A 20,353-nucleotide genomic window follows, 5' to 3' on the forward strand; every position below is an offset into this window, starting at 1 on the left:
CTCGGTCGATGTCGGTTGTCGCGCCCCTCGCGGGCGCGTGGATTGAACCCCCATGGCTGGCCGGACGCTTACGATGCTTCCTTCAGGCCGAGCGGTGCTGATACACTCTAGTTTGCGTATATACGGAACACATGCGATCTGAATAAAGCTGGCATAAGGGCAGGATTGCCCGTCAAGGGGCCCCGGGATTATTGGGGTATCAAGGAAGAAGCAAGGAGCAAAGCCATGAGCGGCAAGAAAGTTGTGCTGTTGGGGGATCTAGGTACCGACCATGAGGGTTTTCCGCCCACCCCGGTAATCAATGGTTCCCCGGATGTATTCATCGACGGCAAGCCTGTCGCTCGGGTAGGTGACCAACTTGCCCCGCACTCCAAACCCAAGCATTCCCCTCATCCGCGTACTATCGCTTCCGGTTCAAGCACGGTTTTCATTAACGGGTTACCCGTTGCCACAACCGGTGGTGCGATTTCCTGTGGTGGAGTCACCATTGGCAGCAGTAGCGTGGTGGTAGGCGATACCCATGCGCCATTGCCATTCTCTGGTGTTTCGGGGGCAAATTCTCACTCTGCGCCTTTGAACTCAGAGTCCAGTACAGCAAAAAACCATACAAACGGCACACTGGCCTCTTCCGGCGCGCAGCTGCGCAGTAGCACGTCCAGCCACGATGGTGGAGGGGCTGGCTCAGCCGCAACCCCTTCTCAGGCCACCAAGGCTATTGACGAGTCTGGCAAAACCCTTCGCCTGGGGGTGTTTTTTGATGGCACTGGCAACCATCGGGGCAATGACCAGATCCTGGCGAACCGCGATGTGACGAATGTGGCGAAGTTGTATGACCTTTACAGGGAGACGACTAATATCAGGAGGGTCTATGTTCGTGGGCCGGGTACTATTGATGGCAAGCACACTCCGAATGGCTTTGAGGCCTCGGAGGATTTGATGGGTCTGGGGTTGGGCATTGGGCCGGAAGGGGGCCATGACAGGATAGAGATTGCGATTAGGCGGATGCGAGATGAAATCCATGCTGGGGATTACAACGAAGTGGTCTTCGATGTATTCGGCTTCAGCCGTGGCGCGGCCCTGGCCCGGCATTTTGTCAATCTGATCAATGGACAACCGGAAACGGTCCTGCTGCCCCAGTTTAAGGGTGCCTCTTTGTTCTCCCCAATGGTTGGCGTTACACCCGTACCTGCTTTTCCGTCTGGTGTGAAGGTGCGGGTAAATTTTGTTGGCCTGTTTGACACTGTGGGTAGTTTTTACCTACCCGGAGACAACGCCAACCTGGACTTTAATCTGAACCTTTCGCCTAGCAGTGCTGAGAGGGTTGTGCACCTTACGGCCCATCATGAGATCCGCAAGAATTTCCCATTGAGCAGTATTATGAATGACAACGGTAATGGGCCATCACACTTTACGGAAATAGCCGTACCGGGTGCCCATTCCGATGTGGGCGGCGGTTATGAAAATCCAGACAAGGGTTTCGAGAATATTGAGAAGATCGTTCTGGGCATTCACTCGGGTCTTGCGGACGGCGGCCATACCCAACGCACAGCCATTCCGCAACTTGAGGCGAAGTACGCGCGACCAGGTCGGACTGTGGTGGCGGTGCCACAGCCAAATGGCGATATCCACGTGCAGGAGCGTAGGCGTACACGTAAGGAACTGGCGATATACAACCTACACCGGATGCATGGATTAGCTTTGCAGGCGGGGGTTCCATTGGGAGGACTGGATCCGACTGATATCGATCATGCATTACCTTCCGTCCTCCGGTCAGCAATCGCGTCTTGGCAGTCGGCAGGAGGCTCGCTGGAAACGTCCAGGGATTACCTGTATGGGTTTATCCATACTTCCCATAGTGTCTACAAATTTGGGTTAGACCCAGAGTCCTCGGGCAAACGCACGGTTTTCTCTAACAAACCGAACAAAGCCATAACACCATCTTCGGTAGGAGTAGCAAGTGCACAATGAAAGGGTCCTAAGGGCAACCTTTATCACCTTGTTTTCGTTCCTCGCTGTAGCTTGTTCCTCGGAGCCCCGCGAGTACGACTTTGCTGTATCTGTTGCGGGAGGACCCGAGGGGTGGCCTGTGTGGGTTGAAGAAGTAATCGTTGATCAATCCTGGAGAGTGCCGGCTGGTGGAATTGAACACGGCTTTGATCAACACCCTCCAATGGGCGGTGTGGCCGTATTGGGTCCCAAGCCGGCGCCGGGAGAAATCTATGCCCGTTGGTTCTCCCACCGGACTGAAAAGTTTTACGACGTTGCCCTATCGCTACCGGAGGACCTAGATGACAAGTTGCGCAAGTGGTATCGAGACTACCCGCTTGAGGACTACAGTCATACTCTGATTGTTGGGTTTTCGGGTAAGGGGGAGGCTCTTGCCTGGTGGAAAGCTTTTTGCTCTACCTGCAACTATGATCGCAGCCACGATTTCAGCACGCCGTTGGTCGAGAATGTTAAGGGAGAAGTCGTTGAAGGAGATCCTGGCCGCTACAACGTAAGAACTGGCGAGCACGTGGAGAGGGGAACCATTCCGCCGCCACCGATGTGGTTGATTCGTCAGTCAGATGGCGACGCAGGAAATTGAGAAGCAACTTCTCAGGTTAACCGAGTTGTGATTTGGGAGAGGTGAGTGCGCAATAACACGGTTCTCAGAATCAGGGTGATTATCCTGCTGTCGCTTTTAGTCACAGCCTGTTCATCGGAACCCCGCAAGTACGACTTCGCCGTGTCCGTGGCGGGAGGCCCGAAAGGCTGGCCGGTTTGGGGCATGGCGTCGCGCCCTTTACTATAGCGGCTGCACAGGAGGTGTATAAATGAAACGTGTAATGATTATTTGTCTTCTTTTCCCTGGGCTTGTTTTGGCTGAAGGCCCAGAATTCGCCAAGAAAACTATTGACCTGAAATTACAGAAGTACGAGGAAAAACTGGTTGCATGCGAAAGGGTCGAGAGTAATAGATATTCACCGGGAGACGACGCATTAGATGTATTGATCCAAAGGGCGCAGCCATTCTCCAGTGGCTGCGCCCTTTCTAATTAGCCTTTCAGGGCGCAATCTTCTTCTTAAGCGCCTTGGTCAGAGGCCTTGGCAGGCTCGGCAGCGATTTCAGCAGCCATGGCAGAACCTTTCTTTTCACGCCATTCAGGGATTCCGGCACTACCGCTTCGATCAGGTGCGGGCCGGGGTTGTGTTTGGCGTATTCCATGGCTTTGATCAGTTCTTCGGCGGTGGTCACCCGGGTGCCGTGAACGCCCATGCTCTGGGCCAGCAGCGCGTAGTTGGTCACCGGGCCACTGATGTCGAGTTGAGACTTGGCCTTGGCCCCGGCTTCTTCTGCGCCAACCCGTTCCAGCTCCACGTTCAGGATGGAGTAGGAGGCGTTGTTGAAGATAATGGTGGTCACGTTCAGGTTTTCCCGGGCCATGGTCCACAGGGCCTGGTTGGTGTACATGGCGGTGCCGTCACCGATCAGCGCGTAAACCTGGCGGTCGGGGCAGGCGATGGCCGCACCGACCGCGTTCGGCATGCCTTGTCCGATGGCGCCACCGGTGAGGGTGATCATGTCGTGCCTTGGCGAGCCGGCGGTCATGGCATTGAGCATCAGGCCGGAGGTGATGGATTCGTCCACAATGATGCTGTTCTCGGGCATCAGTTCGCCCACCGCCCGGCAAACTTTTTCGGCGGTGAGTTTGCCTTTGGGCAGGCCGGGGCGTCCAGACGCCTGCAGCTTTGGTTGGGCACTGCTGGCACCCAGGGTATCGGCCAGCTTCTTGAGGCTGGCGGTGGCATCCTGTTCCGGCGTGCTCAGGGTATGCGCGGTGCAGTTGTCCGGCACCAGGTAACTCTGTTTGCCGGGGTAGGCGAAGAAAGATACCGGCGCCTTGGCGTCCACCAGAATCAGATGGTCGAACTCGGAAAGCTGCAGGGTAGCGAGTTCTGCCAGGTAGGCGATCCGCTCCACCGGCGGCAGGCCGGCTCCCCGTTCAATGCGGGTCGGGAAGGTTTCAGCAAACAGGGTGACACCGTTGTGGGCGGCAATGCGGGCGGCTTCCAGCAAGGCGGGCTCGCGCAGGGCGCGGCCACCCAGCAGCAGGGCGGTTTTCTTGCCGCTGCCAATGGCCTCGGCGGCCGCCTTAACAGCGTTATCTTCAGCGGCAGGCGCTTGCGGTTGAGTGGGTGCGGCACAAGGTTTGCCGCCTTCGCCCCAGGACACGTCTGCCGGCAGAATCAGCGTGGCTACCTGGCCCGGCAAACCCCGGGCCGCAGTAATGGCTTCGGCGGCGTCCTGGCAAAGGGCTTCTGTACTTTGTGACGTGCGCACAAAATTGGGGGAGATGTTGCGGGCCACGGTTTCGATGTCAGACTGCAACTGGGCGTCGTATTTCACATGGTAGATGGCATGGTCGCCAACAATGTTGACCACTGGCACCTTGCCTTTGCGGGCGTTGTGCAGGTTGGCCAGGCCATTGCCCAGGCCGCAGCCCAGGTGCAGCAGGGTGGCGGCGGGTTTGTCGGCCATCCGGGCGTAGCCGTCGGCGGCACCGGTGGCCACGCCTTCAAACAGCGCCAGTACCGCTCGCATTTTGGGTTCGCTGTCCAGAGCGGCGACAAAATGCATTTCGCTGGTGCCGGGGTTGGTAAAGCAGACTTCAATACCCGAATCCACCAGGGTTTTCATGAGTGCCTGAGCGCCGTTAGTCATTGTTGTTCTCCAGCTTGGGTCAATGTGTGTGTGTTTGGCAGGTCCAGGTGGGCCGCGCTGATGTCGGCAATTCGGGTGACGCCGGTCAGGGTCATGGCCAGTTTCAGTTCCTGCTGCCAAGTGTTCAGGAGTCGGGTTAATCCGGCCTGGCCTTCCGCCGCCAGGGCCCAGGCCCAGGGCCGGCCAACCATCACGCCGTTGGCCCCCAGGGCGAGGGCGCGGAAAACGTCCACGCCGTTGCGGATGCCGCCATCCACCAGGATCTCGGTGTCTTTACCAACGGCGGCAACAATATCAGGGAGTTTGCTGGCGGTGGCGGCTACACCGTCGAGCTGGCGACCGCCGTGGTTGGAGACCACGATGCCATCGGCACCCACGTTGACGGCTGCCTTGGCATCGTCCACTTCCAGGATGCCTTTGAGGATCAGCTTGCCGGGCCAGCGTTCCCGCAGCCATTCGATGGCCTGCCAGGTAACGGAGGCGTCGAACTGGGTATCCACCCACTGTTTGAAGGAATCCAGATTGCTGGCCTGGGGCACCGCGTCGCTCAGGTTGCCGAAGGTCAGCGGTTTGCCTTTTATGGCCACTTGCCAAAGCCATCCCGGCCGCGACAGCAGTTGCTGTGCCTTGAGGGCGACGGAACGGGCACCGCTGCTGTCCAGACCGTTGCGGGTGTCCCGGTGTCTGGGGCCGGGCAGGGGCAGGTCGATGGTGAAAATCAGGGTCTGGCAGCCGGCATTCCAGGCTTTTTTCAGCAGGGTGTCCACGTACTCCCGGTCACGAATCATGTACAACTGGAACCAGAAGGGTGCACTGGCGGCGGCTTTCACTTCTTCCAGTGGGCAGATGCCAACGGTAGAGAGGGTGAACGGCACGTCGGCGGCATTGGCGGCTTTTACCGCCTGGGCTTCGCCGCGCTGAGCCATCATGCCGGCCAGCCCCAGGGGCGCCAGGGCAACTGGCATGCTGCAGGATTGGCCGGCCAGCTGGGCGCGGGTGTCTACGTTGTCGACATCAATCAGAACACGCTGGCGTAGGGCGATCTCTTGCCAGCCGCTGACATTGGCCCGCAGGGTTTGCTCTTCGGTGGCACCGCCGTCCAGATAGTCTGCCAGGAAACGGGGCAGTTTACGGCGGGCGAGGATCTGGTAGTCGGCGGCAGTGGCCGGATAACTCAGGGGCATGGTGTCAGCCTCCGTGGGTGATGGAACGGGCGGCCGCCCGGGCAGTCAGAATGCAACCGGGCAGGAAGGTGCCTTCCAGTGATCGCTTGCCGTTGCTGCCTCCACCACCAAAACCGGCCGCTTCACCCACGCAGTAAAGGCCTCGGACGGGCTGGCCGCCGGCATCCAGCACCCGGCTTTGCAGATCGGTGCGCAGGCCGCCCAGGCTCTTGCGGGTGGTCAGTTGCATGTGAATGGCAATGAAGGGGCCGGCCCCTGGTTTTTGCAGTGGCGCCGGTTTGCAGGTACGCAGCCGGTCCGGGCCCCATTGGCGGGCGTGGCGTATCATGCGGATTTGCGGGTCATTGTTCAGCTGGCTGCCTTTGCTGAAATTGGCATCGAAGGCATCGGCGGTGGCTTTCAGAGTGGCAGCGTCAATGTCCAGAGAGCAGGTCAGGGCGTTCATTTTCTTCGCCAGCCCTTCCAGGGTGTCATCCACCAGGAAGTGCCGGCTTTCGTTCTGCATCTGATTCACCAGTGGTTTGTTGCCCAGCAGCAGTTCTTTCAGGAACAGGGGGAATTGCTTGTCCCGGATGCGGGCGTTGTGTTCGGCACCGGAGATGGCAAATTCTTTCAGGACGATACGCCGGTTCAGCAGGTGCCAGGTCCAGGGTTTTTCCTGTTCCGCCACGCGCTGGCACAGCCAGTGGGTATCGAAGCCGGTCACCAGGGGCTCCGGCCCGATGCGCTCGCCCCGGTGGTTCAGCCAGAGTGCGGATTTACATGGAATGGTAGACAGGCCGTGGCCCGGGAAATGCGGATAGGGGTGGGGGAAGCCCGCTGCATAATTCCACATTTCGCCGGCGTGAGTGATGCGCGCGCCCAGGTGATCTTTGGCCCAGTGATGCAGTTTGCCATCGGCAAACGGGTGGGCACCGTTAAGCATGGTGGCCGGTTGCGGGCGATGTTTGGGCCAGTTGGCCCGGCATTCGGCGTGGCTGCCGTTGATGCCGCCCATGGCCAGCACCACATTGGCGGCCTCAAACCGGACCTCTTCGCCGGTTTCTTCGTTGATGGCAATGGCGCCACAGACCTCACCCGCCTGATGGTCCAGCCCGGTGATCCGTTGGCGGTGATGAATGGTGAGGCGGCCGCTGGCATTTTCCTCATGCAGGGCGTTAACCATGCAGCGCACCAATTCCCGGGAGGTGCCCCAGGTGACGTGGTAGCGGGGCACACTATTACCATCGCCAAACCGGCCACGTTCTACCCAGTTCACCGCCGGCATGAATTTAATGCCCTCGTTGGCGAGCCAGTCGTGCACCTCGGAGCGGGAATGTTCAACGTAGTAGCGGGCCCACTGCATGGGCCATTCATCATTGGGGTCCAGTTCACCAAAGCGCAGCCAGTCCTGAAGGGCCAGTTCCGGGGAGTCGGCAATTCCCATACGCCGCTGTAGCGGGGTGTCGATCAGCGCCATGCCGCCAAAGGCCCACAACGCGAGGCCGCCAAAGCGTTCGGGGGTGTCCCGGTCAACGATGGTAACAGTCTTGCCCGCCCGCAGGGCTTCGAGGGCGGTAACCATGCCCGCCAGGCCGCCGCCGGCAATCAGGATGTCTGAGCAATCAGGTTTTGCCATGGTGCATGTCCAAAATGTGTTTTTGGTTTTGTTGTTACAGACCATATAACGCTATGATCGGATCTGAATTGACTTCAGAGGCCAGAATAATTGACTTTAGAAGCCACCGTTTCCATGGGGTGGGTCAACACCGTGATCGATGCCGCTCGCCGTCTGGGGGTTGGCGACACCGTGTTGCTCGAAACTGCAGGCTTGCCAGCACAGGCACTGGCCTGGGAGCGCTGGCCCATCGATTTCATTACCCGGCTCTGGCACGCCGCCGAACGCTGTACCCACGATCCAGGCTTTGGCCTGAAAGTGGGCACGGGCGTGCGCCCGGCCAGTATTGATGCTGTCAGTTTCGCCATGCAGAGTGCGGCGACGCTGCGTGAAGCCATTACCCTGGTGCAGAAGTATCAGCGTCTTATCTCCGACGGTGGGCGCTTCCAGATGTTGCCCGGTAGCCGGGGTACCTGGATTGTCTACCATCCAAGGCAGGGCCGGCTGGCGTTCAGTCCCCACCAGATTGAGGCCGTATTGTCGGCGGTGGTCAGCCTGACAGACTGGATAGCGGGATCGGCGGTGCGGCCGGTGCGGGTGCAGTTCAGCCAGGCCCGGCTGGGGCCGGTTCGCGGTTATCGGGAGGTGTTTGGCTGCCCGGTGGATTTTGAGCAGGCATTCAGCGGGCTGCTGGTGAGTCATGAGGTGCTGGACAAGCCCCTGCCACAGGCAGACCCGGCCCTGGCTCAGGTACACGAGCAATACAATGCCGGGCGATTGGCGGCCTTGGAAAAGGGCGCGGTGTCGGCAGAAGATCTTCGGCAATGGCTCGTGGCCCGTGTCGGACCAACGTTACCCCGTCGGGCAGAGGCAGCGGGAGCGTTGGGTATCAGTGAGCGGACGCTGGCGCGCAGGCTGGAGACTCAGGGCTATACGTTTAACAGCTTGCTGGATGAGGTGCGCCAGGAACTTGCCCTGGCGGCCGTAAGAGAATCCCGCCAGTCCCTGGCGGATATTGCACTATCCCTCGGCTTCGCCGAACCGAGCACGTTCTACCGGGCCTTCCACCGTTGGACCGGAATGCCCCCGGCGCGCTGGCGCAAGCTGGAGGCAGTTTAGACTTACAGGTTGGCTTCGGCGAACTCCGCCAGCACCGACCTCGGTACACCCTGCAGGTGAATGTGGCCTCCGTGGCGGAAGCCCTTGAAGCGCTCGGTCATGTAGGTCAGGCCGGAGCTTAGCGGGCTCAGGTAAGGCGTATCAATCTGCGCCAGGTTGCCCAGGCAAATCACCTTGGAGCCGTTACCGGCACGGGTGATGATGGTTTTGATCTGGTGCGGCGTCAGGTTCTGGGACTCGTCAATAATGATCAGGCTGTGCTGGAAGCTGCGGCCGCGGATGTAGTTCATGGATTTGAAGTGCAGCGGCACTTTGCTGAGGATGTAGTCGACGCTGGCGGTCATGTTCTCATCGTCTTCGTGCAGGGCTTCCAGGTTGTCCACGATGGCGCCCAGCCAGGGCTCCATTTTCTCCGCCTCGGTGCCAGGCAGAAAGCCGATGTCTTCGTCCAGCCCCTGGGTAGACCGGGTGGCGATGATCCGCTTGTAAAGCTTGCTGGCCACGGTCATTTCAATGCAGGCGGCCAGCGCCAGGATGGTTTTACCGGAGCCGGCGGAGCCGGTCAGGTTGACCAGGTGGACATCTGGGTCCAGTAGCAGGTGCAGGGCCATGGCCTGGTAGATATCCCGTGGCACCAGCCCCCAGACTTCCTCGTTCATCAGGTCGTGTTGGTGCAGATCTTTGATCACCAACTGGTCGTCGGAGATGTCCACCACCTGGCCGACAAACCCGTGCTCATCAATCACGAACTCGTTGATGTTCAGTCTGGCCAGTTCGCCCTCGCGTTTGAGCAGGTGTTCGGTGACCCCTTCACGCTGTACCGTTTCCACCTTGGCGATGTTATCCCAGAAGGAGTTCTGGAACTCCTTGTAGCCTTTGGGTAACAGATCGATGTCGTCCAGCAACTGGTCGTTGTGGTAGTCCTGGGCCTCTACGCCAAAGCCCCGGGCTTTCAGGCGCATGTTGATGTCTTTGCTGACCAGGATAATGTCGCGGGATTTGTGCCGGGCCTGCAGGGCGGCCAGGGTATTGATGATCTTGTTGTCGTTCAGGTGCTCCGGCAGGGAATGATTGCCGATGCCCTCGGTGCTCATGATGATCGACAGCGTGCCCAAAGGCTCTGCCTTTTTACCGCGAACAATCGGCACACCTTTTTCAATGACTTTCGGGCTGGCATCGCCCAACAATTTGTCGATGTTGCGAATGGCCTGGCGGCAATCGGCGGCGACGGTTTGTTTGCCGGACTTGAGGCTGTCGAGTTCTTCGAGAACCGTCATCGGAATGATGACGTCGTGTTCTTCAAAATTCAGGAGGGCGTTCGGGTCGTGAATCAGGACGTTGGTGTCGAGGACGTACATTTTTCGGCGAGCTTGCGGTGCTCTTGGCATAGGTAGGGCTACCTCTCTGGTGGCTCAGTCGTTCTCGGCGCAGCGTTGCGTCAGTTCCTTCTGGGAAATCAGCTTCAGCATATCGTAAGTGGTTATGATACCGGTAATTTTTGAGTCCCTGGTGACAAAAATACGGTGCAGGTGTTCGCGCATCATGATATTGGCAATGTCTCGCACCGGGGTATCTTCGTCAACCGAAAGTACGATGGGGGTCATGATATCTCGCACTTCAACCGGCACCTTGCCCATTTCCTCGAAGATGACCATGCGCAGTCGACGGGCTTCTTCCTGCTCTTCCGGGGTCAGGCTGGGCTGGCCCTCGGAGCGAGTCGCATTCCAACGGAATTCGGTGATGTCCTTGAGCGTCGCGATGCCGATAATATCGCCGTTGTCGTCTGTTACCGGGCTGCCGGTGATTTCGTTGTCCGTCAGAAAACGCGCCAGCCGGTCCATGGTCCAGTGGTGCGGTACGGCTTTAACGGTCGGGGTCATGATCTCATGGGCGAGAACGCTCATTGGTGGGCTTCTTCCATTTGCAGTCCTTTTGATGAAGCTTAGCCGTTCCTTGGCTGTCCGTCACCCCTGTCTCTGTGTCTTGATCAACCCTTGGTCTCGGTTGGTCAGCGGTCAGCGGGGACGACCGCCTGGAGATTGCCGTTTTCGCCCCATTCAAGTTGGTAGCCCTGATACTTGTCTTCTTTGGCCACGGCCTCCAGCGCTTGCAGGGACTTCACTGGAATGTCGACCAGCAGATTATTCACCAGCCAACCGGGGAGGGCTCCGTTGGGTTCCGTGTGCTGAACCCAGACCATACGGGTTTTGTCGCCGTTCGGGGTGAAACGGTAAAGGGTGTCTGAGCGATCAACCCGAACCCGGCTGTTGAATTCCGCCCGCATACCCGGCACGGCATTCAGGTCCATCACCACTTCACCGGTGTCGCCGTTGCCCCGGGTGCGTATGCGCAACACGTAATCCCGATCGGTCACCGGCCAAGGCATATCGTTAACGGAGTAAGCGTAGCGATCGTGGAAGTCGCCCTGGCCAAAGGCATAGGATTCGGTGCAGTTATGGACCCATTCCTTGCAGGATTCGGGATTGATCATCACTGCCATCAGGTTTTCCAGGGGAACGTCCAGATCGGCCACGGCCTTGAAGGCCTGAAAGCCGGAATTGCTCTGGTCCATGGTGTAAATACGAATGTTGTCGACTTCCTTGCGCAGGGTCCACTCCCGGGCATCCTCTGGCGGGAGAGGCGGGTGGTCACTGGCCAGGCTCGGCAGGGTCAGAAACATGAGTGTACTCAGTACGCCCGCCACCATGCCTTTGAAGCCATGGGCTCTGGTTATTGTCATAAGCTACACTTCCGTGATGAAGGTGTGCTGAGTCTAACATGGAGCCGGTTTCTGCTTTTCGGCAGGAATAAGGGATTGTGAACCAGGTAGCGTACTGTTGCGCTACAACTTATGAATGGCCTGATCTGACGGTAATTATGAACAAGAAGAACCTGATTGATGCCAAGGGCAGAATTGCACCAGGGGTGCTGGAACAGCCGGTTGAGACCATTAACTACATGGATTTTGACCTGCGGACGGTCATGGACCGGCCCCGGTCCCGATTGGCCCGGCGCTGGCGGTTCAACCAGTTCCAGTTTGTCAGTGTCATGGCGCCGGGCTGGGTGTTCGGCATGGCGATTGTTGACCTGAAACTGGTGGGCAACGGTTTTTTCTATCTGTTTGATTTTGAAAGCGGTCAAATGTTTGAGCAGTCGTTCATGCAGCCGCTGGCCCGGCACACCGATATTGAACCCTATCCTGAACATGGTCATGCCCGGTTCCGCAAAGGTGACGTGTCGCTGGCCATAGAGCCGGCCACCGGAGGCCGCAACATCCGGGTGACGGCGCCGGGTAACATTCAGGTGGACCTGGAGTTGCAAGACACCGATCAACCCCTGAGGCTGGTCTGCCCGGCGGGCTACAATGGCTGGGTTTTTACCCGCAAATCGGCCGGGGTTCCGGTTGAGGGGGAGGTGCGTTGGGGCCAGCAGGTATGGCGCTGTGATGAGCAAACCCGCGGCTCTATCGATTGGAGTTGTGGCTTCATGCGCCGGGAAACTGCCTGGAATTGGGCCTGTCTGGCCGGGGTAACGGAGCGAGGGGTGTCTGTGGGGCTTAATCTGGCGGCCGGTGTGAATGAAACCGGGATGACCGAGAACGCCCTGTGGCTGGATGGCCGGTGTGTGAAGCTGGGCACCGCCCGCTTCGAATTTGACCGGTATCGGCCGGGTGCCGATTGGCGGGTTACCACCGAGGATGGCCTGGTGGACCTGAGCTTTGAGCCTGCAGGCTCGCGCAAGGAACGCCTGAACGCTGGCGTGCTTGCCTCCAATTTCCGGCAGTTTGTGGGCACGTTCCGGGGAACGGTCAGAGATGAGGCGGGCCAGTCAGTCCCCGTAGACGGGCTGCGGGGACTGATGGAAGACCACTATGCCCGCTGGTAAGGCGGGCGCAGCGATTATTTTTCCGGCAGGGTGACGTTCAGTTCCAGTACCGAGCAACTTTCGTTACGGTCCACGTCCACCTGAACCATATCGTCACTGATCTGGACATATTTGCGAATCACGTCCAGCAGCTCCTTTTGGAGCTGCGGCAGGTAATCCGGCATGTCACGCTGGCCCCGTTCGTGGGCCACGATAATCTGCAACCGTTCTTTAGCAACGCTCGCAGTGTTGGTCTTCTTGCTTCGGAAATAATCCAGAAAACTCATCCCTTAGCCCCCTTTGAACATCCGTGAGAAGAAACCTTTTTTCTGGGAGGTCATGAAGCGGTGTTCCCGCTCCTCTCCCAGAAGCCGGGCAACGGCGTCGTCGTAGGCCTGGCCGGCATCGCTCTGGTCTTCCAGAATCACTGGCAGGCCCTGGTTGGAGGCGTTTAGTACCACCTGGCTCTCCGGGATCACGCCCAACAGCGGTATCGCCAGAATTTCCTCGACATCGGTCACCGACAGCATCTCGCCGCGTTCTACCCGGTCAGGGTTGTAGCGGGTCAGCAGCAGGTGTTCCTTGACCGGGTCCTGTCCCATCTCGGCGCGCCGCGACTTGCTCTGGAGGATGCCCAGAATGCGATCGGAATCCCGTACGGAGGAAACTTCGGGGTTGGTGACCACAATGGCCTCATCGGCATAGTACAGGGCCATCAGAGCGCCATGTTCAATGCCCGCCGGGGAATCGCAGACGATGTAATCGAAGGTTTCCGACAGTTCGTTGATGACCTTTTCCACACCGTCTTTAGTCAGTGCTTCTTTCTCACGGGTCTGGGAGGCGGGCAGAATAAACAGCGTGTCTACCCGTTTGTCTTTGATCAGCGCCTGGTTGAGTGTGGCTTCGCCCTGGATCACGTTGACGAAGTCATAGACCACGCGGCGCTCACAATTCATGATCAGGTCCAGGTTGCGCAGGCCCACATCGAAGTCGATTACGACGGTCTTGTGGCCGCGCTTGGCAAGGCCGGTGCTGATTGAGGCGCTGGTGGTGGTCTTGCCAACGCCGCCCTTTCCTGAGGTAACGACAATGATTCTAGCCAAGGTTCAGTTCCTGTTTCGCAGTGGATTCGTCATGTCTTCAACGTTGTTATTGGCTGTCACAACATCAGGCCTTGTCCAGTGGCGTCACCACCAGCAGGTCGTCCCTGAGCTGGATCTGCACAGCGCTTTTCCAGCCATTGTCCTGAAGATCTTCGGAGATTTTATAGTGTCCGGCGATGGACACAAGCTCTGCTTCAAGTGACTGGCAGAATACCCGGGCGGTTTCAGCTCCGTGGATGCCTGCCAGCGCGCGCCCCCTGAGTGGTCCGTACACGTGGATATTGCCCGCGGCGAGCACTTCGGCACCGGCCTGAACCGGGGCCAGAATGATCAGGTCCCCTTCCGGCGCATAGACCTGTTGGCCAGAGCGAACGGTCTGGCTGATGATCTTGGCCGGCGCCGGTTCGCTGGTGGGAACGTCAGCGGGGCTGGAGGTCTCGGCTTCCGACTTGGTGGCCTCATCAGGTTGCGCCCGGGCCTGCGCCTGTTCGCGCAAGCTACTGCCGGGAAACAGCGCCAGTGAGGCTCCGCGTGCCAGGCGGCGCTGGTCGTCGTTGCCGGCACGAACGCCGATCACATGGATGTTATGGCGGCGGCAGGTACCAATCATCTTGAAGAAGTCCAGCTCACTGTCCAGCCCTTCGTATTTCTCCAGGCTGATCACCAGGGGTATATCTTTGAAAAATCCCGGAGCCTGGCTGATCTTGTCCCGGAGATTGGCTTCGAACTCGTCGTTGTCGAAGTAATAAAGTTCCAGGGCTGTCAGCGAAACAGAGGCACTTTTCAGCTGGAAACTCTGTTTTAGCCCGGAGGCGGCGGTATCGCTCATGAATCAGTGTCTTCCCTGGTGGCTTACTGGTTGGGTTCGTTGCGGGCTCGCAGTGGCTGCTGATCAAACCGGATGCCAGACCAGCCTGTGCTGATGAACTGGCGGATGTTGCCATGGCTGTCGCCGGTTGGGTCGCCCAGCACCTGCTGATAGTGTTGGGCAAACAGGTTCAGGGTATCCGCCTCGCTCAGGTTGCAGTACTGGCCCAGTGCGAACACCCGGCAGGAACCGGCATTTTCACCGGCATCGTTTCTCAGCGGGCCATTGTTGAAGCCCGTGGGCTGAAACTCGAAATGCTGGTCGATCAGCGCCAGGGTGTCATCAAAATTGGCGTGGCCCGCGTCGAGGGAAGCCAGGTGGATGCGCACTGTCTCATTGATGTTCATTATTTGTGATCCTGCTTCGGACCAATCTGATATTTTTCTTTCCACTGCTCATAAGGCATGCCGTAGATTTCTTCCCGGGCGTCCGGATCGGATAGCTCAAAGCCCCTTTCCTGTGCTTCTGCCCGGTACCATTTGGACAGGCAGTTGCGACAAAAGCCCGCCAGGTTCATCAGGTCAATGTTCTGCACGTCGGTATTCTGGCGCAAATGCTCCACCAGGCGCCTGAAAGCAGCGGCTTCGATCTCAGTGCGGTCAGACTCGGGTATGGGGTTGGTCATGGGGCCTCGCAGATGACGTTCCGGTTTGATGTTGGGGTTCCTGACATTCTCTGCATGTTAGCTTAAGATACAAGGCTGTATAAATGTACAGATTGTTTACGCGAGCCCACGGACCATGCCCCAGCGCAAGATCATTCATGTGGATTGCGACTGCTTCTATGCGGCGGTCGAGATGCGCGACGACCCAACGCTGAGGGACGTGCCCCTGGCGGTTGGCGGCGCCGAGGGCCGGGGCGTGGTGACGACTTGCAACTACCGGGCAAGGGCCTTTGGTGTGCGCTCGGCCATGCCCGGCAGTGAAGCCCGCAGGCTGTGCCCGGGGCTGGTGACCGTGCCACCGGATATGGCGCGATACCGGGCGGCGTCTCAGCAAGTCATGGCCATTCTCCGGGAAATGACCGATCTGGTTGAGCCTCTCTCACTGGATGAAGCTTTTCTGGATGTGTCTGACATAACCGAACACCGGGGCAGCGCCACCCTGATGGCCCGGCATTTGCGAGAGCGGGTCCGGCAGGAAGTGGGGATTACCATCTCCGCCGGCGTGGCCCCGAACAAGTTTCTGGCCAAGATTGCCAGTGACTGGCGCAAGCCCGACGGCCTGTTTGTGATCACGCCGGAGCAGGTGCCGGAATTTGTCGAATCCCTGCCGGTGGAAAAACTGTTTGGTGTGGGCCAGGTGACGGCCGCAAAGCTGCATTCCATGGGCGTGAAAACCTGCGGTGACATGCAGTTGCTGGGGGTGGACACCCTGATTGAGAAATTCGGCAAGCAGGGCTACCGGTTGTTTGAAATGGCCGCAGGCCGGGATGAGCGGCCGGTAATCGTTTCGCGGGTGGCGAAATCGGTCAGCGTGGAGCGGACGTTTTCCCAGGACCTGCCGGACAAGACCGCCTGTGAAACCGTGATGCCCGCCCTGGTGGCGGATCTCAATCTGAGACTGGCCAGGAAGGGGCGGCAGAAGCCCATCCACAAGCTGTTTGTGAAAATCCGCTACAGTGATTTTTCAACCCATACCCTGGAGCGGGTACGGGAGTCGGTGGGCGAACCCGAGGTTGCCGATTACCAGCCCCTGCTGGATGAACTGGTTACCCGGGCCGATCGCCCGGTCCGTTTGTTGGGGGTGGGCGTGCGTTTTCGCAACGATGAAGCCCCGGTTACCCAGTTGAGGCTGTTCGATTGATCTCTTCCCAAGTGGCTATATCCCCGCCTTTTTTAGTGTAAATCGGTCTTGCGTTCTCTTTGACGTGACATTGTGTCATATCTAGTTTTAGGTTGACGATTTCCTGCTGTAATCGTTGCGGGCCAGGCCCGCCCATTAAAATAACAAGTGCAGGAGAGCAAAATATGAACAAGCCTGACAGGTGGTCCCGGTGTCGCCATAGCGCGCTGGCCGGGTTGTTATTATTAGCCTTTGCCGCCCCCGCCGCTGCGGAACTTGGCGACTACGGGTTCTGGCGAACCCTCGGCAATCTGGTTGCGCCTCCCGGAGCGGATAATCCGGTTACCTCTGACCAACGCCAGGGAGAATACCCCCTGCTGGCAAATCCGCCCGGGTACAACGACGGCTTTTCGCCCGGTGCCTACTACCAGTGGCAGACGGTTCCACTGGCGCCGGAAACCGGGGCGGTATGTGGCAACGGTTCCGAATACAAGTTCTTTGTAAACCGGGTGCCCAACACCTCCAATACGGTGGTTTATTTTGAAGGCGGCGGTGCCTGCTGGGACTATGAAAGTTGCAGCGGTCAGACTGGCATTCGTGGTGCCCGGAACCCCCATGGCATACCGGACGACTACCTGTCGTTGTTGAACCCCGGCGCAAGCCTGGTCAGCCCGTTTGTGGTGCGCCTGCACCCCTGGAGCCGGGTGAAAACCCAGAACTGGAATATGGTCTACGTGCCTTATTGCACCGGCGACATCTACTCCGGTGACCGGGTAGCGGTGTACCAGGACCCGGAGGGCGAGGCTGAACCATTGGTCTGGCACCACAACGGGCTGCGTAATAGCCGGGCGGTGATTTCCTGGTTGAAAGACAATCTCCAGCGGCCCGGGCAGATGCTGACAACTGGCTGCAGCGCAGGTGGCATCGGTGGCTTGACAAACTATTATCCGGCCCGCCGGGACATGGCGCCCACCCGCAGTTTTCTGATCAACGACTCCGGGCCGGCATTCAGTGCGCCGGTAGGGGCAGATCCACAACAGTACCCCTCGGTCTTGCTGCAGGGTTTGATCCGGCAGGTGTGGGGGCTGGATCAGGACAATGGGCCTCTGGCCTATCTGAAGTCTGGTTTGCCCGGATTAAACCTGAATGACCTGGGGTCGCTGTATCCCGCCCTGGCCAGTGCATTACCTCAGGATCGCATGGGGCATACTCATTTCTGGCGCGATCTGAACTACTCATCCTATTCCTACGAACGTTTCTTCGATGACATCGAACAGGCGCCGGATCAGGCTACCAAGGAGGCCCTGCTTCACCAGAAATGGGCGCAGGATACCGAACGCCTGAAAAATACCCTGGCCGGGCTGGATAACTTCGGTTACTACCTGCCCATGTTCCGAGATGTGAATGAAAGCCACTGCACCTCAATCATCGAGTTCGCCAATTCGGATATTCAGGAACTGGGCCTGGAACTGGACCACTTCGTGAACAACGTGATGAATGGCAGCGGTGCGGTTATGCAGGCTTCAGAGACCGACACGGTGGCGGATTACAACAAACCGTTCAATCTGCTCTACTGGTCGCTGGACCAGTTGCTCTGAGGGTCTGGTTCGGGCTGGCCCATGGTCTCGATCCGCGCTTCTAGCAGGCGTTGACGCAAATACTGGTCTCGGGTCAGCCCTCCGGGTATTCGGTCCAGGGCCATGACCTCTTCAACAATCTCTTTCTCCCGGACCTTATAGCGATCAAACTCGGGTTTGGGGGCCGACCGCCAGGCCTCAAGGCGCGCCTCAGACCGGGCCTGATAGCGTTCGATCAGTTCTGTGGCCGCCGCCTTGGCGGCCGCTTCGTCCTGCTCCAGCAGCTGTAGCAGGGCGAGCCTCACCATGAGCGCTTCTGGCGCGCTGACCTGGGTTTCCTGCTCGTAGCGGGCCAGCTGCTGTTCCAGTTGGTCGGCCCGGTTCTGTCGTTGCTGGGCGTCCAGTTCGGCTGCTTCCTGGAAAAAGCGTTGCAGCTCTTCCTCGAAATCGAGTCGTTGGGCGAACTGAATGATTCTGGGGTCTTCCAGCAATGCCTGTTGCTCGGGGGTCAGATCGATCGGTACTGGCGTGTCGGCAGGGGCGTGTGAAAGGGGATCATTGGGGGCACCGTCGTCGACCTGCCCTGGCGGTGTGTCGGCCGGTTCAGGCCAGAGTAACACCAGTGCTGCTGCGGTGGCCACGGCAATGATGAAGGGTTTTCCGTGCTTCATGACGGGCTCCGGCAATAAGGCTTCGGAACCAGTTTAGACCAGATTCTCAGGGACACTAAAGCGTGGCGAAGGTCGCTCCGAACATCAGTACTGACACCCAGCCCATGCCTGCGCCGATGACAGCCCCCGCGGCAACATCGCTCGGGTAGTGCAGGCCCAGAACCACCCGGGAGGCGGCTACCGATAGGGTGAAGGGCAGAACATACCAGGCGGCCACTGGCATGGCGACGAACAGCATGGCCTGGAAACAGGCTGCATGCAGGGTGTGCCCGGAAGGGAAGCTGTATCGATCCAGCGGTGGTGTGCCGCAATTGATGGCCGGAAACGAGATAAACGGGCGCTCCCGGATAAGTTTGTGTTTCAGGCCTTTGTAGGTGAGGGTGCAGGTGAGTCCGGTAAAGGCCATCAGCACCGCCAGCCCCAACCCCTGTTCCGGAGCCAGCAGCGGCAGGGCGAGGATCAGTGCATACCAGAACCAGCCGTCGCCAAGTCGGCTGACGACCCGGAAATAGCTCAGTACAGGCCGGAACCTGACTGCACGGTTGATGGCCTGGCACAGCGCATACTCGCGCTGGTCTGCCAGGTCAAAGAAGCGAGATGCCTTGTTTGTTGATGCCATGGTATCGGGCCTGTGCCGGTTGGTTGAGTACCAGGTGTTCAAATTGTTCAATCTGGCTGTTCCAGCTCAGATCCAGCGCATCCAGGCGGGCCTGGGCGCGAACCCGGCTCAGAAGGGTGGGTTGGTCAGCCAGTCGCAGTGCGTGGTTGATAAAGGCTTCGTCCTCCGACAGCTCTGCTTTCAGACCATTTTCTTCGTGGCGAAGGTGTTCAGCGGCCGCCGCGTCGTCAAAGGCGACCACTCCGAGCCCGCTGGCCATGGCTTCAAGGACCACGTTGCCAAAGGTGTCGGTTTTGCTTGGAAACAGGAACAGGTCGCCCGAAGCATAGTGCCTGGCCAGATCCTCTCCGCGCTGGGTGCCGCAGAAAATGTATTCCGGGTGGCGTTCCGCCAGTTGTTTGCGCATTGGGCCGTCTCCCACAAGAATGAAGCGGGCATTGGGATGGAGGCCCCGGATCCGTTCAAAACAGGCGACCGCCATGCGCAGGTTCTTCTCGGCGGCCAGTCGGCCCACGTAGAGTACTGCCCGGTCACTGTTGGTCAGCCCCCAGCGGGCGCGCAGGTCGTGGTCACGCTTGTGGGGAGTGAAGCGATGGCAGTCCACGCCGCGGCTCCACAGGCCAGTCGGGTGGATGCCCATGGCTTGCGTAACCGCTTGCATTTTTCGGGTTGGTACCAGAGTGATGGCGGTCCGGTTGTGGAACCAGCGGCCATAGGCGCAGAGTAATCGTTCCAGGCCGCCGGCACCGTAGTAACGGGAGTAGCTATGGAAATTGGTGTGAAAGCCGGACGACACCGGGATGCCAAGATTTCGGGCGGCGGATACCGCCGCTACGCCCAGCGGTCCCTGGGTGGCAACGTAGATGGCGTCTGGTCGTTGACTTTGCCAGAGTTTTTTCAGGGTGGCCGGGCGCGACACGCCAAACTGCAGATCGCTGTATCCGGGCAGGGGCAGGCCGGTGACCACCAGCTCACGGGTAAAGAGGCCGTCACCGGTGCTTTCAAACAACCCTTTCTGCTCATGGGCCTGCTTTGGCCTGACCACCGTGATCTTGTGCCCCCGTTGCATCAACCCCTGGCACAGATGCTTCAAGGTGTTGGCCACGCCGTTGATTTCCGGCGGAAACGTCTCCGAAACAATGGTAATGTGTTGCGGGCGCCGGTCAGTCAGCTTGGGGTTGGTCACGGTGCGTCCTGAATATGTCGCTGTCATGCTTCTACTATGGAAATCCGGCATGACAGCCATGCGACAACTTTGTGACA

The 20,353-nt window shown here is 58.9% G+C and carries 21 protein-coding genes and 1 CRISPR repeat array (1 of these 22 only partly in view); of the genes, 7 read left to right on the forward strand and 14 right to left on the reverse strand.

What is annotated here, in order from left to right:
* A CRISPR array of direct repeats spans positions 1 to 49; the repeat unit is 32 nt (it extends 1,100 nt beyond the left edge of the window).
* Between the two features lie 176 nt (positions 50 to 225).
* From RVM24_RS00945 to RVM24_RS00955, 3 genes are all read left to right on the forward strand, one after another.
* The gene (locus RVM24_RS00945; RefSeq protein ID WP_286920570.1) at positions 226 to 1,968 is read left to right on the forward strand and encodes a type VI secretion system PAAR protein; all 1,743 of its coding nucleotides are present in this window, start codon (positions 226 to 228) and stop codon (positions 1,966 to 1,968) included.
* Complete coding sequence (locus RVM24_RS00950) at positions 1,958 to 2,587, forward strand: DUF2931 family protein (protein ID WP_286920571.1); 630 nt, start codon at positions 1,958 to 1,960, stop codon at positions 2,585 to 2,587. Before RVM24_RS00945 ends, RVM24_RS00950 begins: the two co-directional genes overlap by 11 nt.
* Before the next feature lie 229 nt (positions 2,588 to 2,816).
* Complete coding sequence (locus RVM24_RS00955; RefSeq protein WP_286920572.1) at positions 2,817 to 3,041, forward strand: hypothetical protein; 225 nt, start codon at positions 2,817 to 2,819, stop codon at positions 3,039 to 3,041.
* Between the two features lie 4 nt (positions 3,042 to 3,045).
* On the opposite strand, the gene RVM24_RS00960 is transcribed toward RVM24_RS00955, so the two are convergent.
* Genes RVM24_RS00960 through RVM24_RS00970 form a run of 3 tightly spaced genes read right to left on the reverse strand, consistent with a single transcriptional unit; the run spans position 3,046 to position 7,506 of the window.
* Positions 3,046 to 4,704 (reverse strand): acetolactate synthase large subunit, encoded by a 1,659-nt coding sequence (locus tag RVM24_RS00960; RefSeq protein WP_286920573.1) that lies wholly within the window; start codon positions 4,702 to 4,704, stop codon positions 3,046 to 3,048.
* Entirely contained in the window at positions 4,701 to 5,888 is a 1,188-nt protein-coding gene (locus RVM24_RS00965; RefSeq protein ID WP_374815634.1) for an L-lactate dehydrogenase, read from the reverse strand. The genes RVM24_RS00960 and RVM24_RS00965 overlap by 4 nt, the downstream gene beginning before the upstream one ends.
* A 4-nt stretch (positions 5,889 to 5,892) precedes the next feature.
* Positions 5,893 to 7,506, reverse strand: coding sequence for an FAD-binding dehydrogenase (locus RVM24_RS00970; RefSeq protein WP_286920575.1), 1,614 nt, complete (start codon positions 7,504 to 7,506; stop codon positions 5,893 to 5,895).
* Positions 7,507 to 7,596: 90 nt separating this feature from the next.
* Between RVM24_RS00970 and RVM24_RS00975 the strand changes: the two genes are divergently transcribed.
* Positions 7,597 to 8,604, forward strand: coding sequence for an AraC family transcriptional regulator (locus RVM24_RS00975; RefSeq protein ID WP_374815637.1), 1,008 nt, complete (start codon positions 7,597 to 7,599; stop codon positions 8,602 to 8,604).
* Between the two features lie 2 nt (positions 8,605 to 8,606).
* Here the strand turns inward: RVM24_RS00975 and RVM24_RS00980 are convergent, their stop codons facing one another.
* The 3 genes from RVM24_RS00980 to RVM24_RS00990 form a co-directional block, all read right to left on the reverse strand.
* Entirely contained in the window at positions 8,607 to 9,992 is a 1,386-nt protein-coding gene (locus tag RVM24_RS00980; protein ID WP_431474814.1) for a PhoH family protein, read from the reverse strand.
* A 24-nt stretch (positions 9,993 to 10,016) separates the two neighbouring features.
* A complete protein-coding gene (locus RVM24_RS00985) occupies positions 10,017 to 10,508 on the reverse strand; it encodes a CBS domain-containing protein (protein ID WP_072677927.1) in 492 nt (163 codons plus the stop codon).
* A 104-nt stretch (positions 10,509 to 10,612) separates the two neighbouring features.
* On the reverse strand, positions 10,613 to 11,344 hold the full coding sequence (locus tag RVM24_RS00990; protein ID WP_374815640.1) for an START domain-containing protein: 732 nt from the start codon (positions 11,342 to 11,344) through the stop codon (positions 10,613 to 10,615).
* 137 nt (positions 11,345 to 11,481) lie between these two features.
* Here RVM24_RS00990 and RVM24_RS00995 point away from each other — a divergent pair, with 137 nt between their 5' ends.
* Positions 11,482 to 12,489 carry a DUF2804 domain-containing protein gene (locus RVM24_RS00995; RefSeq protein ID WP_431474815.1) on the forward strand — a complete coding sequence of 336 codons (1,008 nt, stop codon included), beginning with the start codon at positions 11,482 to 11,484 and terminating at the stop codon, positions 12,487 to 12,489.
* A 14-nt stretch (positions 12,490 to 12,503) separates the two neighbouring features.
* Here RVM24_RS00995 and minE read toward each other — a convergent pair whose 3' ends face one another.
* The 5 genes from minE to RVM24_RS01020 form a co-directional block, all read right to left on the reverse strand.
* Positions 12,504 to 12,755, reverse strand: coding sequence for a cell division topological specificity factor MinE (gene minE, locus RVM24_RS01000; protein WP_061332319.1), 252 nt, complete (start codon positions 12,753 to 12,755; stop codon positions 12,504 to 12,506).
* A 3-nt stretch (positions 12,756 to 12,758) separates the two neighbouring features.
* A complete protein-coding gene (gene minD / locus RVM24_RS01005; protein WP_061332318.1) occupies positions 12,759 to 13,571 on the reverse strand; it encodes a septum site-determining protein MinD in 813 nt (270 codons plus the stop codon).
* Between the two features lie 64 nt (positions 13,572 to 13,635).
* Positions 13,636 to 14,400, reverse strand: coding sequence for a septum site-determining protein MinC (gene minC, locus RVM24_RS01010; RefSeq protein ID WP_286922223.1), 765 nt, complete (start codon positions 14,398 to 14,400; stop codon positions 13,636 to 13,638).
* Between the two features lie 23 nt (positions 14,401 to 14,423).
* Positions 14,424 to 14,786, reverse strand: a complete 363-nt coding sequence (locus RVM24_RS01015; protein WP_072677923.1) for a HopJ type III effector protein — start codon at positions 14,784 to 14,786, stop codon at positions 14,424 to 14,426.
* Positions 14,786 to 15,064 carry a DUF1244 domain-containing protein gene (locus tag RVM24_RS01020; RefSeq protein WP_058091762.1) on the reverse strand — a complete coding sequence of 93 codons (279 nt, stop codon included), beginning with the start codon at positions 15,062 to 15,064 and terminating at the stop codon, positions 14,786 to 14,788. Before RVM24_RS01020 ends, RVM24_RS01015 begins: the two co-directional genes overlap by 1 nt.
* Before the next feature lie 115 nt (positions 15,065 to 15,179).
* On the opposite strand from RVM24_RS01020, the gene dinB reads away from it, so the two are divergent.
* A complete protein-coding gene (gene dinB, locus RVM24_RS01025) occupies positions 15,180 to 16,244 on the forward strand; it encodes a DNA polymerase IV (RefSeq protein WP_431474816.1) in 1,065 nt (354 codons plus the stop codon).
* Between the two features lie 164 nt (positions 16,245 to 16,408).
* Entirely contained in the window at positions 16,409 to 17,821 is a 1,413-nt protein-coding gene (locus RVM24_RS01030; RefSeq protein WP_431474817.1) for a pectin acetylesterase-family hydrolase, read from the forward strand.
* Here RVM24_RS01030 and RVM24_RS01035 read toward each other — a convergent pair.
* The 3 genes from RVM24_RS01035 to RVM24_RS01045 are packed head-to-tail and all read right to left on the reverse strand — an operon-like array spanning position 17,794 to position 20,303.
* Positions 17,794 to 18,471: a hypothetical protein gene (locus RVM24_RS01035; RefSeq protein WP_230713744.1), complete on the reverse strand. Its 678-nt coding sequence runs from the start codon at positions 18,469 to 18,471 to the stop codon at positions 17,794 to 17,796. The two genes, RVM24_RS01030 and RVM24_RS01035, sit on opposite strands and share 28 nt — an antisense overlap.
* 55 nt (positions 18,472 to 18,526) lie before the next feature.
* The gene (locus RVM24_RS01040; protein WP_061332312.1) at positions 18,527 to 19,090 is read right to left on the reverse strand and encodes a phosphatase PAP2 family protein; all 564 of its coding nucleotides are present in this window, start codon (positions 19,088 to 19,090) and stop codon (positions 18,527 to 18,529) included.
* Positions 19,056 to 20,303: a glycosyltransferase family 4 protein gene (locus tag RVM24_RS01045; RefSeq protein WP_061332311.1), complete on the reverse strand. Its 1,248-nt coding sequence runs from the start codon at positions 20,301 to 20,303 to the stop codon at positions 19,056 to 19,058. The genes RVM24_RS01040 and RVM24_RS01045 overlap by 35 nt, the downstream gene beginning before the upstream one ends.
* Positions 20,304 to 20,353 lie beyond the last annotated feature (50 nt).

It is taken from the genome of Marinobacter sp. KM021 (assembly GCF_050707965.1).
Taxonomy (GTDB): Bacteria; Pseudomonadota; Gammaproteobacteria; order Pseudomonadales; family Oleiphilaceae; genus Marinobacter; species Marinobacter shengliensis.

What these genes read in the sequence shown, in the direction of transcription:
- RVM24_RS00945 (WP_286920570.1), top strand. Translation starts at nt 226, where the DNA reads ATGAGCGGCAAGAAAGTTGTGCTGTTGGGGGATCTAGGTACCGACCAT.
- RVM24_RS00955 (WP_286920572.1), top strand. Translation starts at nt 2,817, where the DNA reads ATGAAACGTGTAATGATTATTTGTCTTCTTTTCCCTGGGCTTGTTTTG.
- RVM24_RS00960 (WP_286920573.1), bottom strand. Translation starts at nt 4,704, where the DNA reads ATGACTAACGGCGCTCAGGCACTCATGAAAACCCTGGTGGATTCGGGT.
- RVM24_RS00965 (WP_374815634.1), bottom strand. Translation starts at nt 5,888, where the DNA reads ATGCCCCTGAGTTATCCGGCCACTGCCGCCGACTACCAGATCCTCGCC.
- RVM24_RS00970 (WP_286920575.1), bottom strand. Translation starts at nt 7,506, where the DNA reads ATGGCAAAACCTGATTGCTCAGACATCCTGATTGCCGGCGGCGGCCTG.
- RVM24_RS00980 (WP_431474814.1), bottom strand. Translation starts at nt 9,992, where the DNA reads ATGCCAAGAGCACCGCAAGCTCGCCGAAAAATGTACGTCCTCGACACC.
- RVM24_RS00985 (WP_072677927.1), bottom strand. Translation starts at nt 10,508, where the DNA reads ATGAGCGTTCTCGCCCATGAGATCATGACCCCGACCGTTAAAGCCGTA.
- RVM24_RS00990 (WP_374815640.1), bottom strand. Translation starts at nt 11,344, where the DNA reads ATGACAATAACCAGAGCCCATGGCTTCAAAGGCATGGTGGCGGGCGTA.
- RVM24_RS00995 (WP_431474815.1), top strand. Translation starts at nt 11,482, where the DNA reads ATGAACAAGAAGAACCTGATTGATGCCAAGGGCAGAATTGCACCAGGG.
- minE (WP_061332319.1), bottom strand. Translation starts at nt 12,755, where the DNA reads ATGAGTTTTCTGGATTATTTCCGAAGCAAGAAGACCAACACTGCGAGC.
- minC (WP_286922223.1), bottom strand. Translation starts at nt 14,400, where the DNA reads ATGAGCGATACCGCCGCCTCCGGGCTAAAACAGAGTTTCCAGCTGAAA.
- RVM24_RS01015 (WP_072677923.1), bottom strand. Translation starts at nt 14,786, where the DNA reads ATGAACATCAATGAGACAGTGCGCATCCACCTGGCTTCCCTCGACGCG.
- RVM24_RS01020 (WP_058091762.1), bottom strand. Translation starts at nt 15,064, where the DNA reads ATGACCAACCCCATACCCGAGTCTGACCGCACTGAGATCGAAGCCGCT.
- dinB (WP_431474816.1), top strand. Translation starts at nt 15,180, where the DNA reads ATGCCCCAGCGCAAGATCATTCATGTGGATTGCGACTGCTTCTATGCG.
- RVM24_RS01030 (WP_431474817.1), top strand. Translation starts at nt 16,409, where the DNA reads ATGAACAAGCCTGACAGGTGGTCCCGGTGTCGCCATAGCGCGCTGGCC.
- RVM24_RS01035 (WP_230713744.1), bottom strand. Translation starts at nt 18,471, where the DNA reads ATGAAGCACGGAAAACCCTTCATCATTGCCGTGGCCACCGCAGCAGCA.
- RVM24_RS01040 (WP_061332312.1), bottom strand. Translation starts at nt 19,090, where the DNA reads ATGGCATCAACAAACAAGGCATCTCGCTTCTTTGACCTGGCAGACCAG.
- RVM24_RS01045 (WP_061332311.1), bottom strand. Translation starts at nt 20,303, where the DNA reads ATGACAGCGACATATTCAGGACGCACCGTGACCAACCCCAAGCTGACT.